This window comes from Candidatus Coxiella mudrowiae, assembly GCA_001077715.1.
Classification (GTDB): Bacteria; Pseudomonadota; Gammaproteobacteria; order Coxiellales; family Coxiellaceae; genus Coxiella; species Coxiella mudrowiae.
Genome location: CP011126.1, coordinates 1,026,704 through 1,039,571 on the forward strand (window position 1 = coordinate 1,026,704; position 12,868 = coordinate 1,039,571).

Genomic DNA, 12,868 nt, shown 5'->3' on the forward strand with positions numbered 1-12,868 from the left:
TAATGTCTACATCAGAAAGCAGAAGAAAGCAGAAGAAAGCAGAAGAAAGCAGAAGAAAGCAGAAGAAAGCAGAAGAAAGCAGAAGAAAGCAGAAGTACGCCGCCTCCCCCTCCCCATATAGAGAAAACGCTGTTTGATTATGCTTTTTAGCAAGGAAACAAAAATAAGTGAGACTTGTTATTGAAAAAGGTTTTCTGCTTTCCCCTAATTTTTTAAAATTGCTGTACGCATCAGACAGATTGGACGATATTGTGACTTATTTTACTCTGTTATCTTCCAGAAAATCTAACACTCTTTTTCTCAATATAAAAAAAATATATCAGGCATTGACCTGAGAACAAATAAGTTCTTTTAGCGAAGCATCTAAAAAAACAGCTATTTTTTCTCTTTAGCAATAAAGATATGCATTCCGTACTACAAAGATTTACTAAAAAAAAGAGATTAGAGATTTAAATAATTTCATTTTTATGAATTTATTCTGTCAAATACATAAAACCAAGTAACGGAGAGGTAATTTTTTTTACTTTTTTTACGACCTTCACGTCTTAAAACACGAATGAACAGAGCGGAATTGAATAGCTTTGTCACTGAAGACCATTCCCTCCCACATAGGAGCCATTCTACGCTGTTTAGAACCAGGAAATCTGGTAGATTACGCATCTAGGGCACCAATCTACCCTAAACCATTGTTAAAATGAAAAATTTTATCTTGATATATGAGCTTAGGGTTTGTAGCTCATAAAATTGGGTTGTTTAGTTCTTACTTTCGATCAATGTATCATTCGATAATGCAAGCTCCACAAAATCCACAAAGAACCACCAATCAATACGACTAATATCACTATGGTGAATACGAAAGACATTAAATTCATTTGACTTTGTTCATTTTTTACGTTTAATCGTAAAAAGAAAATAACCTGAACTATAAATTGGACAAAGGTAGATACAAATATAATGGCCAACAGCGCCGTTTTAGAGAGCGTCGTGTACATTACAGTCATAAAAGAGATTAAGGTAAGGATCACGCACAAGATCATTCCAGTGATGTATATACTTAATTTTTTCTTTCCAGTGCCGTACGTTTCTTCAGAGAGTATCTCACTCATATAATATGACCCCCATTAAATAAACAATTGTGAAAAGGAAAATCCAAACGATATCCAAGAAATTCCAGAACAAACCCAAATAAACCATTCGTCTTGCTGTATTTCGATTAATTTTCAAAATCGGTAATTGAATGATCATAATCAATATCCACAACAAGCCCATCGTAACGTGAAAACCATGCGTTCCTACAAGGGTAAAAAAGGCAGAGGCAGAACCGCTCACGTTCCAGGCATAGTTCTCAGCGCTTAAATAAATAAATTCTCTCACCTCCATAATAACAAATCCGACACCTAATATAAAAGTTAATACCAACCAGAATATGAGAGCGGGCAATTTATTTTTATTAATTCCAAATATGGCTAAGCAATAAGTAAAATTACTCGCCAATAAAAAGAAGGTTTCAATCAAAACATAAGGCAAATCAATGAATGGCTTTAACGAAGGACCAACCGCTCCGGGATGATGTAATACCAAAAAGGTAGCAAATAACGAAGCAAATAAAATGCAGTCAGTCATAATGTAAAGCCAAAAACCAAAAATATCCGTTGCGTCTGAATCCTGATGGTAATCAGGTCTAGTAGTAGCTGACGCGTGTGTATTCATGATAATGCTTCCTCATAATGACGTAACTCAGTTTGTTTTACTGTTTCGGCTTTAACATAATAATCAATATCTCGACTAAAAGTTCGAGTAATTACGGTAGCGATCACTCCAATCAATCCAAGAATGCTAGGGATCCACATATGCCAAATAATGGCAAATCCAAAAACCCCAGAAAACATAGCGATAAAGAAACCGGCTGAAGTATTTTTTGGCATATGGATATTTTTATATTGAATATCTTGTGGATTGACACGCCAGGGACGGCCTTTCTTTTTCGCTTCTTGTTTTTCAATCCAGAATTGATCCCTTTCCTCCACTTTCGGAATAAAAGCAAAATTATACAACGGCGCAGGTGAAGCCACCGACCATTCCAAAGTTCGACCATTCCAGGGATCCCCAGTATTATCACGCAACTTATGACGATTCTTGATGCTCACGATAATCTGAGCGATTTGCAATAAGATGCCGATCATAATCAGAGCTGCACCACCAGCCGCAACAACGAAATACGGTTGCAAGGTGATATCCGCATAATGATTGAGTCGGCGCATTACTCCCATTAGCCCGAGAAGATAAAGGGGCATAAATGCAGCATAAAAACCCGCTACCCAAAAAACAAAAGACCATTTTCCCAAGCGTTCATCAAGTCGAAAACCAAAAGCTTTCGGGAACCAATAAATTAATCCGGAGAAAAATCCAAACAGAACACCACCGATAATCACATTATGGAAATGCCCAACTAAAAATAGACTATTATGAACCTGAAAATCGATAGACGGCACAGCCATCAATACCCCTGTAATTCCTCCAATCGAAAAAGTAATAAAAAAGGCAAATACCCAAAGCATTGGAGTGCGCATAATAATTTTGCCTTTATACATGGTAAAGAGCCAGTTGAAAATTTTGACTCCAGTAGGTACAGCGATAATCATTGTTGCAATACCAAAAACGGCATTCACATTTCCCCCACTGCCCATGGTAAAGAAGTGATGAACCCAAACGATAAACGAAAAAAAGGTAATAACAACAGTGGCATAAACCATCGTCACATAACCAAATAATTTCTTTTGACTAAACGTAGCTACAACTTCGGAAAACACACCGAAAGCAGGCAAAATTAAGATGTAAACTTCAGGATGTCCCCAGGCCCAAATTAAATTGATATACATCATCATATTTCCACCAGCGTACTGGCTGAAGAAGTGCATTCCTAAAAGCCGATCGAGTGTTAACAAGGCCAAACTAACAGTTAAAATAGGAAATGCAAGAGCAATTAGAATCATTGAACTAAATGTCGTCCAAACGAAAATAGGCATCTTCATGAAAGTCATGCCCGGAGCACGCATCTTAATCACAGTCGCAATGAAATTAATACCCCCCAGAAGGCTCCCTACGCCCGCAATCTGTAACGACCAAATAAAATAATCCACGCCCACTGTGGGGCTATAATACAATTCAGAAAGTGGAGGGTAAGCCAACCAACCTGTTCCTGCAAAATCGCCTACAACGAGAGAAATGTTACATAACATCGCCCCAACAAAAGTCATCCAAAAGCTGAAGGAATTAAGATAAGGAAAAGCGACGTCCCTGGCACCGATTTGTAGTGGCAAAGCAATATTGGCAAGACCAAATACTAATGGCATGGCCACAAAGAAAATCATAATAACACCGTGGGCCGTAAAAATTTGATCATAATGTTGGGGAGGTAAGAAACCAATATTCGCGCCTGCTGCTATAGCTTGCTGCGAACGCATCAATACAACATCAGAAAACCCCCGCAGCAACATGACACCGGCCAAAAGAACATACATGATGCCAATTTTTTTGTGATCTACGGAAGTTACCCATTCATGCCAGATGTAAGACCATTTTTTAGTAATCGTGATAAACGCTAAAACTCCAAAAAAAAACACAGCCATGAAAATGCCAGCGCCCATAATAATTGGGGTATGAAGAGGGATAGCATCAAATGTCAATTTACCTAAAAAAAGTTCTCTTAACATCGCTGATCCTTTTATTAAAAATTAATAATGAGACTCTTTATGTTCGCACTGAGTGGACATTCTAGTTGTTTTCATATACTTTATCATTATCTGTGAAAATAAATTAGATACTACTGACGAATAATAATGCACAGGTTCTTTGATAGAAGGTTGAATAAGCTTTTGGTACATGGGTGTGGTTAATTTCTCACCTGATCGCTTAACTTCAGCAAACCAACGTTGCAATTCATTCGGTTCCACCACTTTCACATCAAAACACATATCCGAAAATCCATCTCCATTATATTGGCTATCAAGCCCTTCATAAGTTCCATCTATTGAAGCAATTAAATGCAAGCGTGTTCGCATTCCGGCCATGGTATAAATTTGGCTTCCTAACTGCGGAATAAAAAAAGCGCTCATTGGAACGTTATCGTTAGTGAACATAAATTCAACCTGCTTACTCCTAGCAATCTCTAAATAGTTAACTGTAGCAATATTTTGTTCTGGATAAATGAAGAGCCATTTCCAGGGCAAAGCTACTACCTGTATCACCATCGGTTTCCCCGCCCCTTTTATTATTATAGGGCGATAAGGATCTAATTTGTGGCTCATTGTCCACGTTATAATGCCCAGAACAAAAATAATGGCCATTGGAATGCCCCACCATATCGCTTCTAACAAAACGCTATGGCCCCAATTCGGCTGGTAATCTGAAGTTTTATGACTGGCGCGGTAACGAACAATAAAGGTAAAGCTCATGATGAAAACGGGTATGACTACGATTAACATCAAGGCAAGCGAATCAAAAAATAACTGCTTTTCTTCGTAGGTTATTACCCCTGTAGGACTCAGAATGCCAGTCATCATCGTACGACAGCCTACTAAAGTAAGGACACTTAAGATGCTTAGGCCAAATAAGGAAAACTTCACCATTTTTTTCAAAGAATTACAAAGTTTTGCGTTTCTCTTATCAATCATCGCAACTTCCATAGTTCATTATTTAACCAATTTTTTATCTGGTAGGGTACTTTTTTCTGCCATAATATATTGTTAATATCGTCTGGAGACAACACCTAAAGACAAAAAATGGAGATTAAAAAATTCTCATATCTTAATTTTTGCTCACTGCTTCCGTTTAGTTTCTATTATTTTGTCCCTTCCCTGGTGGGAATTCTGTTCAACATGGACGATGCCAAAAATATGATCAAGATAATATAAATATACAATGAGTCAGGCTATATTATGGGTGGTGTTCTCCCCATCATTTTTGACTCTCTAGCGTTCATGCAAAATAACAGTTTTGAACCAAGCTGGCAAATTGGAGTCACTATTATCGGCCTTTTCATGTTAGCTGTTGGACTTTTTTGAGTAATCTTCGTGAATGCTTCGAAAAGCTTAATAGAAAAAGATCTGAACAAAGTTCTTTTTTGTTTGGCTTCTTCGGTCTGATTTTGGGATGTCTTTTAATTTACGTTGATTTTTTTCTCCCGTTGTGGCTTACCATCCTCAATAACTGTTAATAATATTACAGCCTCAGCTAATTTTTCTAACAAGGTAAATGTAATTCCCTTTTAAACCCCTTTGTTAATCTTTTCAATTTTTCCAAATATCATCCAGAACAAAATTTCCTTAATAATTATTTAAATTAGAATTATTACAATGCACCGGAATAAATACATTCTGAGTAAAATAAAAAATGGAAAATAAAAAATGAAATTAACAATAAAGATTAGCTACACAACTTGAAATTAGAAATTAACCTACATCAGGCTCTATAAGATACAAATGATGAGTATAATTCAGCTCAAAAATAGACAAGGGGGTGAGAAGGATTCAAAAACGTTCGGGAAAGATATAAAAATATTTATAAACTCATTCAAACAAATCGGCAAAAGGGAATAATTAACGATGTTCTTAACCAATATTTTCTTGAAGCATGGCTAGAGATACTTCAAACTAAAGAAAAATATCTTACCGAAAATCAAATTAATAAAGAAAAATTCTCAAAAATGATTAAAAAATTATAAGAAATAACAACGTCGTTAGAATTTTTCTATGTAGAATCTGATAACTTTTATACCACTATAAAATCTAAAAAATCGAAAGAATTTTTAGATTTTATATATTTTTTAATTGTATTGTAAAGATATTTTATAGCAAATTAAAAAATTTTATCACTCTTGGCAAAAAAGAAACTAATAAAATTAAATTGAATTATTACTATAATTTTGAACAAGACTTAATCGATGAGTCAGAAAAAGAAGAAATTAAAAATAACAAAAATAAAAATTTATTAAAAAACGCTTATGCTTTTTTTTAAAATCTTCTGCTCGATTTTATAACATTTCTGACAAATATCAAGAAACCAAGAAAACTAGAAAAAAATTAAAAGAAATTTTTCATCGTTTAGGTAAATTTAATCTGTCAAAAGGTAAAAAAAGAAATTCTCTACCCTATCCTAAAACAGAGTTTAAAAAGAAAAAACAATTTTAAATGTTACTAACAACAAGGTAGATCTCAATCAAAACGAAGAAAAGATCTACATGAAAAAAATATAAAACAAACTCTTGCCGAAATATCTTTATTTAATAAACCTACATTTTATAGTCGATTATTTTTTTTTGGAAATAGTTATCCTATCTTATTATACGAAAGGGAATAAAAAAGAGGCGGATCAAGTTACTAATTTCTAACTATTTTTTTAGATAACTATATCTAAAAATATTCTTAATTAATCTTAGAACGAATCTTTTTCATATAAAATAATGCTTTCTGATTATTTATACCAACTTAAAAAACGTTATAAAAATTATTTAGAAAAATTTTTCATTAAAAATATTCCGAAGCTTATCCCACTTTTTCTTTAGAAGATCTTAAAGAAAAAGATTTAAAAGATTATTTTATCACAGGAACGATAGATTATTATTCTGGACTAGAAGCTCTTTAGTTTGATAAAAAGCAGTTAGTCACTTTTTTTAAACGCTACTCTCAAAATAACATATAGACTTATTACCTAAAATGAGCATTACCTGAAAGAAAAATATAAGGTAAAAATCATATTTCTAGTTTCTAGTTTCTAGTTTCTAGTTTCTAGTTTCTAGTTTCTAAAAATGGATCTACCAATTATGCTTTATGTAAAATTGTTATGCGAACTTATTAAATTTTACATTGATCGCAAAAATATGGATTATCTTTTATATTTTACTATATTTCACTAAATTGAACCCACCTTTAATTTATTAGTAATGTACTCAACTATTGGAACATTCTTTAAAATTTGAAAAAAAATAATAACTAAACATGCAAAAGATTATGAGATTTTTAATAAAATTCAGTCACTAAAATTTATATTCATTATCAAATAAAATAGGATATCATTTCTATCTTAACCATTAGTTTCTTAAAACATTTTAATGAAATAAAAACAATAGAGAAAATATTAGAAGAACATATAGATTTTTCCATCTCTCTAGTAGGTCTAAAGTGGGCTCTAAAACTCTTTACAAACATCCATTGCACTTTTTAGAAATTAAGTATCAAAAAATATCTGACGAAAAGAAACAAGCAGAGGCGATTTCCAAAAGTTGGATAACATCAGAAAACTGTTAAACACTTACTTAAAACAGACTTAATGTCTTATCTTTTAAAAGACATTAAGTCCCTGCTCTAGATCTCTCCTAATGAGTTCACTTAGGCTGAAACGACAAATCTCCTTCCTTGTATGTCAATCTAGGCCAATTTGTTAGCCATTCATTATATTGATGTAGTCCGTCCAGTAATTTCATACCAAGACGCTTATATTCATTGATGGTCAACTATCGAGTTCTTGTTCGAGTGCATCAATAGATAATCCTATATAATCCAGCTTATGCTCCCATATACTCACCAAATTAGAACCGCATATAGAACAAAAAGTTTTTATAATCCGCTCTGATGAACAATATTTTGATAAATATCTCCACTTAACCCACCCACTAACCCACCACTTAAAAATCCTTTTCCCTCATGGCTGAAGCTGTTCAAAAAGCAGTACCATTCCACCAACGTCAGAATGAAAAATAGCAATTTATAATCAGCCCAAGTTCACTATTTACCTCATGGCCAATTTTCTAGAAAGGCATTATCCAGTTATTTTTTTATCTCAGTTATCCTTTATCCTTTAGTTTGATTATTTCATTTATTTAATTAAAAATATAATAAAATTCCTCTATTAGAGCAACATTAAAGGTGGAGAGTGGGAAATAGAAATTTTTTATTTTATGCTATCTTTTGAAAAATATAAAACTATTTAAGGAACTACGCCGTGAAATTCCAAAAATTACCTAAAGAATTTTCACCACGAAACTTGGAGAACTTGAAAAAGACAAAATTATTGTTAGTTATCGCCCATTTGGCGAACTTTGCTACATCTATTAGCTTATTTAAAAAAAATGCAAAACTTTTTATATTAAAAAGCCAACAAAAATTTAGTACCTAAAATTCTATTGGTATTTTAATTTGAGTAACTTTTTCCTATTTTTTCTGGTTATTTAAATACTAATACTCGATTTTATCTGAAGGCATATTTTTATAAATTAAATTTCCAAAAAAATTTGATATCACCTATTGGCGTACCAACCAGAATTTGAGGTAGACTTTGTTTAGGGCATATAAAAGTAGCTTTTGAAGTAAAATTAGCGAACAAGTCTATCAACAGGATTTAAAGAGTTTAATTAGTTTTCTGAAGAGTATCCTAAAGCAAAATCGTTTTTGTTTAAAAAAAACCATATCAAGGACTTTATAATTATTAAGAATATTGATCGTGGAATAAAAGATCACTCCGCTAACTACATAAATAGCTCAATTATTTTTTTAAGCCTCGAAATACTAGCTTATCTTGATTCTTTAATTTAGCTCTTTTAGAGCTCGATTTAAAATGAGATAAAATGATTTTTTTTATTTTCTAACTTCAATTACATCTTATAAAATAATTAATACCAAAAACAATTTAGATATCAAAAAGAAATTTAAGTTCTAATATATGCTAAATGGATCGCTTATAAATCTATTACGTAGACTCAAAAGGTATACCTAAAAATAAAATAAGAAGCACAAATACTAAAAGAAAATCGTATAAAAAAATTAAATTGTATTGTTTTTTTATTTAAAAAAAGTAAAATTAAAATTAACTGAACACTTATAATATGCAGCGAAACCTTTTGAAATAATACTCATAATTTAGAAAATATTGGTTAGCCATATTAAAGCAATACGAATCTGAACCATAATGAGATAGCTTAAATTGCTGGATATTTTTTGTTTATTGCCTCAGAAAATAATCTGCCACCTCTTACAGTATCATCAATAGTGACACTAAATTATCTTATTATTGCTACGATTATCAATTCATAAGGTAAAATATGATATATTTTACCTTAAATCGATAGATATTGTTTCACTTACGTTGCTAATATTCTTTAAAAGAATAGCTGAGAACTCCACAAAAAGAATATAAACTATTCCTGAAATTAATTGAGCATATCTCATCGTTTTAATACGTATTTCTCAGTTGTGTTCTTCGCCAATATATCTGGACGTTTTAAAGCCTTGGATAATAATGAGCATACTTAGCACTTTCCAAAAACCTTCCTATTATAAAATCCATATATGCCTATAAATAAAAGAATAAATGTTGCGAGACCATTTTCCTAAGCACTACCTTTAAGATTAATTCCTTTCAATAAAAACGCGATTAGTAATTTTTAATAAAATGCGATGCTAATAATATGGGCTATCTATGCCAAGTACAGGATCTGATAAATAATCAATTTTAGGGATCCAACCAGTTTTTTTTTAAATTATTTTTATCTCGGATTTAACATGATTAATATTATTGAATACTCCCGACCAAACCGTAAATGATTAATATCATTCCAGCCATAATTAAGATTACCAAAACACCGTCGATTTTTAGTAATAAAGGATCAGAAATTAAAAAGCTACCCCTAATAATCGAAGATAAAGTCGTAACAGTTTCTAACCAACAATTCTTTATCTCGCAATTTTTTATTAAAAAAATAAGTAAGCTAACTATAATGACGGCTAGTGTTACCATCATAGATTCATTTCTCCATCATAATTCCTTTTGTATATGAAAGAGAATTTTTAAAAAAACTAATTAACGTTAAGTACTAACTTAGACAATGATGTTTCAAATAGCTTCTATGAAATTTAATTTCATGAGTAAGTCATCCATTCTTTTTTTACCACTTTAGCTTGAGTTATGGATCAACTCTGCGCTAATTGCACACCCCAAGATAATAATTTTTGAAGAATCATAATGAGACATACGTTGTAAAAGTTTTTCACCAACTTACTTTTATATCCACGGACCCTCTAAAATATGCGTATAAATAAGCACGAGTGTGTACTAGTCACGCAAAAGTCACGTAATAATTTCTCACACTCAAGGTATATACTATTTGTTTAATACTAGCTCTAAGGTTGCAAAATATACGCTTTTTCTATATCATAAATGTATGAAATTTTAGTAACGACTTGGGAATTCTTTGTCTCTGAAATACAAGAAAAAATCGTAGAGCCTGGAAAAATTATTACTACAGCAGGTATATCTACCGATATTGATATGGCATTAACATTGGCTGCCAAAATTTCAATGGTCGCTCTGTTTGAGAAAATTTAATAAAGATAGGCTATAAAAAATTACGCAAGGAACTAGACAGTATTGACAGTGCTCCACCTCTTGAACGGTAGTTATCCTACACAATACACATAACCGAACAGTCATCGTATGGTGGCTTGGCTGGTTGCGCTAGTCTATAGGTTACGAAGGTGTTTTACTTTGTAATCAAAGTTACACAACCTCCTGCAACTTTTTCACGAAATTCTTCAGAATAGCATTCCAGTCTACGATATCAACTAAAATAGGCAAATCGGAATTTGAAAATTCAAATTTCAACCCATTTATGGTTTCAATGGGAATTGGTTTAGCACCTATTACCACAAGATCTTGATCAGAAAATGTTTTCCCTCGCCCAGTCTCACGCAAACAAAAAACTTTCATCTATATCCGGCAAGTGTTTCTTTAAAATCTTTTTTTATTAATGCTAATGAATTTAAATCTAAGTCAATCATTGTTTTGCTCTAATTCTTTGAGCGAAGCTTTCACTGCTGGTGAAAATTGGATGGCAATATCATAAACATATTTTTTATTTTTTCATTGTTAATGAGTGGGCTGCGGGTCTCATTAAATTCAAATCAAAGAGAAGGATTGTTAATCAATTTTTTTAGCTGCTAATCGAAATAAATCTTTCTTAGTTCTAGGCTCTGCTTCCTCGGGCCCAACATTTAACTTTATCCAACGCTGTAATAATTTCCAACCCAACTCATAAGTGTATTCAAAACGCTGACTAACTGAATCACGAACAATGTGGGCGGCAATAATGTAGGCGGCAATATTTTTAGAAAGGTTGTTAAAATAATCAATCTCTTCTTCAAATGAGCAGATTACCTAATCTACTTAGATCCAGAGCCATAGGAACCTCAATATAATCTGGTGCCCGGGGCCGGACTCGAACCGGCACGGGTTATTCACCCGAGGGATTTTAAGTCCCTTGCGTCTACCAATTCCGCCACCCGGGCATAAAGATAGACAGAGAAATCTATCTAATTTTTTAAGCAAGGCTGAGGCCGGAATCGAACCGGCGTATACGGCTTTGCAGGCCGCTGCATAACCACTCTGCCACCCAGCCCTATTAAGTTGGTAATGTTAGCTTACTCTGATATCTGACTCAACCAATAATTCATGCCATGTGCACGCCAAACATAGATCTGCGATAGAGACGTAAAACAACAGCAACTAGAACAACTGCAACGAGAACAGGAGTAGGAGGAAGTTCCTTCTGGCGAATGGGCGGAAACAGACTAATCCCGACACAAAGAAGTTTCTCATCACCAAGTAATCGTTCACAGCGTTCTTGGAACTTTTGATCCTTGGAATTCTCACCTAATTCTTTGATCGCCATCTGGAGCCCTTCTCGACATTTTTGTGCCAGAGCTCCGTGCAACGCGCTACTGGAGTGGCATTATATATTTGTAATAATGCAACCATATAAAACAAATTCTTAGCTTTTTTCAGCTGCTCTAATTTTTCTTAAATTTTTCGTTAGGGGGGGGGACTGCCTTCAGAAACTCTCCAGTTTGGTGAGCTTTCTGCAAAGTTCTTTCTAAAAGAGAAATGCTATTCTTATAGCAGATAATTAGGTGAAATAACCTTTTTTAGTAGAAGGTGAACAGAACGCTCCTGCCCATGATTCAAGCAGTACGTAAAGCCATCTCGCCCTGATTCATGTGGTATAGATCTCATTTCGAACCTCAGCTCAGGGTGGCCCAATAAAAAATTTAAACTTTTTTCATACCCATTTTTTTAGCTACTGCTACTAAGGGGGGTCATTCCATCGCCCCTTTCTGCGAGAAGATCAGCACCTTTATCAATAGTTTCAAATAAAATTCCCATTCTCTGCAACTGCTAAATAAAGCAGTGGTTGTCCCATCGGGTCTGCGGTCCATAATATTGGCTCCGCTTTCTACCAAAAGTTGCATACAGGCGAAATGACCGACCCTGTTGAGCCACCTGACAAATGAGAGTATCTCCTCGTACCGTGTATCTATTCTGCCAAAAGCTGAGAAATTCTTTTTAATTTAATTACTTCCAATTCCTGACCCCTTAAGCTCACTTGAGATTTTTCATCACTTAATTTTTTATTCGCCATCCTATCCAATATCGCTATATCCCCCCCTTATTCGTTCATGATGAATTTTTCGTTTTTCATCGCCAAAAAGAATCTACCATTCCTCCTCGCATTTTCTAAATATTACTAATTTTCCTTGTCGTAGTTGGATTTTTTCTTCTTCAGAAATTATTTCGGGAATTTCTTGATATGATAACTTGGTAATTACAAATTTCTATGCACCGATTAATAACTTTAAAAACAGAATAATTAATAGAAACATGGCTCTTTTTGTTACCTAATAATTCCTCTAACATGAAATAATGACCCTGACGGGTGGCCTCGCCTCCATAACGGTGAGCCCTCTAAACCTGAAACAACGAAAGGATTAGCGCCCACGCTCTTAATAGCAGGCTTGCACACTTTCTAAAAATCACCATTGCC

Annotated in this window: 9 protein-coding genes, 2 tRNA genes and 1 pseudogene; 1 reads left to right on the top strand and 11 read right to left on the bottom strand. The window is 33.5% G+C overall.

Translation table 11 applies throughout. The annotated features are described in order from the left end of the window. Nucleotides 1-770: 770 nt before the first annotated feature. From cyoD to CleRt_RS10565, 6 genes are all read right to left on the bottom strand, one after another. Nucleotides 771-1,106, bottom strand: a complete 336-nt coding sequence (cyoD, locus tag CleRt_RS04895; protein ID WP_048875292.1) for a cytochrome o ubiquinol oxidase subunit IV — start codon at nt 1,104-1,106, stop codon at nt 771-773. After that, nucleotides 1,099-1,710, bottom strand: a complete 612-nt coding sequence (gene cyoC / locus CleRt_RS04900; protein ID WP_048875293.1) for a cytochrome o ubiquinol oxidase subunit III — start codon at nt 1,708-1,710, stop codon at nt 1,099-1,101. The genes cyoD and cyoC overlap by 8 nt, the downstream gene beginning before the upstream one ends. Further along, complete coding sequence (cyoB, locus tag CleRt_RS04905; protein ID WP_048875294.1) at nt 1,707-3,713, bottom strand: cytochrome o ubiquinol oxidase subunit I; 2,007 nt, start codon at nt 3,711-3,713, stop codon at nt 1,707-1,709. The genes cyoC and cyoB overlap by 4 nt, the downstream gene beginning before the upstream one ends. Before the next feature lie 21 nt (nt 3,714-3,734). Further along, complete coding sequence (locus tag CleRt_RS04910) at nt 3,735-4,673, bottom strand: COX aromatic rich motif-containing protein (RefSeq protein WP_200899548.1); 939 nt, start codon at nt 4,671-4,673, stop codon at nt 3,735-3,737. 4,431 nt (nt 4,674-9,104) lie between these two features. Continuing rightward, nucleotides 9,105-9,236: an Aq_097 family APC-type transporter gene (locus CleRt_RS14575; RefSeq protein ID WP_503465672.1), complete on the bottom strand. Its 132-nt coding sequence runs from the start codon at nt 9,234-9,236 to the stop codon at nt 9,105-9,107. Between the two features lie 328 nt (nt 9,237-9,564). Further along, on the bottom strand, nt 9,565-9,792 hold the full coding sequence (locus CleRt_RS10565; RefSeq protein ID WP_048875295.1) for a hypothetical protein: 228 nt from the start codon (nt 9,790-9,792) through the stop codon (nt 9,565-9,567). Nucleotides 9,793-10,209: 417 nt separating this feature from the next. On the opposite strand from CleRt_RS10565, the gene CleRt_RS10145 reads away from it, so the two are divergent. Beyond that, nucleotides 10,210-10,377: a hypothetical protein gene (locus tag CleRt_RS10145; protein ID WP_157870847.1), complete on the top strand. Its 168-nt coding sequence runs from the start codon at nt 10,210-10,212 to the stop codon at nt 10,375-10,377. 171 nt (nt 10,378-10,548) lie between these two features. On the opposite strand, the gene CleRt_RS04920 is transcribed toward CleRt_RS10145, so the two are convergent. The 5 genes and pseudogenes from CleRt_RS04920 to CleRt_RS04935 all read right to left on the bottom strand — a co-directional run bounded on the left by CleRt_RS04920 (nt 10,549) and on the right by CleRt_RS04935 (nt 11,719). Next, nucleotides 10,549-10,758 (bottom strand): hypothetical protein, encoded by a 210-nt coding sequence (locus CleRt_RS04920; RefSeq protein ID WP_235378872.1) that lies wholly within the window; start codon nt 10,756-10,758, stop codon nt 10,549-10,551. Between the two features lie 63 nt (nt 10,759-10,821). Further along, a pseudogene (locus CleRt_RS09145) lies at nt 10,822-11,230 on the bottom strand (nucleotidyltransferase substrate binding protein). Between the two features lie 18 nt (nt 11,231-11,248). Then, nucleotides 11,249-11,336, bottom strand: a tRNA-Leu gene (locus tag CleRt_RS04925). A gap of 39 nt (nt 11,337-11,375) precedes the next feature. Further along, nucleotides 11,376-11,446, bottom strand: a tRNA-Cys gene (locus CleRt_RS04930). A gap of 51 nt (nt 11,447-11,497) precedes the next feature. Beyond that, nucleotides 11,498-11,719 (bottom strand): hypothetical protein, encoded by a 222-nt coding sequence (locus CleRt_RS04935; protein ID WP_048875296.1) that lies wholly within the window; start codon nt 11,717-11,719, stop codon nt 11,498-11,500. Nucleotides 11,720-12,868: the final 1,149 nt, after the last annotated feature.

What these genes read in the sequence shown, in the direction of transcription:
- CleRt_RS04935 (WP_048875296.1), bottom strand. Translation starts at nt 11,719, where the DNA reads ATGGCGATCAAAGAATTAGGTGAGAATTCCAAGGATCAAAAGTTCCAA.
- cyoB (WP_048875294.1), bottom strand. Translation starts at nt 3,713, where the DNA reads ATGTTAAGAGAACTTTTTTTAGGTAAATTGACATTTGATGCTATCCCT.
- CleRt_RS04920 (WP_235378872.1), bottom strand. Translation starts at nt 10,758, where the DNA reads ATGAAAGTTTTTTGTTTGCGTGAGACTGGGCGAGGGAAAACATTTTCT.
- CleRt_RS04910 (WP_200899548.1), bottom strand. Translation starts at nt 4,673, where the DNA reads ATGATTGATAAGAGAAACGCAAAACTTTGTAATTCTTTGAAAAAAATG.
- cyoD (WP_048875292.1), bottom strand. Translation starts at nt 1,106, where the DNA reads ATGAGTGAGATACTCTCTGAAGAAACGTACGGCACTGGAAAGAAAAAA.
- CleRt_RS10565 (WP_048875295.1), bottom strand. Translation starts at nt 9,792, where the DNA reads ATGATGGTAACACTAGCCGTCATTATAGTTAGCTTACTTATTTTTTTA.
- cyoC (WP_048875293.1), bottom strand. Translation starts at nt 1,710, where the DNA reads ATGAATACACACGCGTCAGCTACTACTAGACCTGATTACCATCAGGAT.
- CleRt_RS10145 (WP_157870847.1), top strand. Translation starts at nt 10,210, where the DNA reads ATGTATGAAATTTTAGTAACGACTTGGGAATTCTTTGTCTCTGAAATA.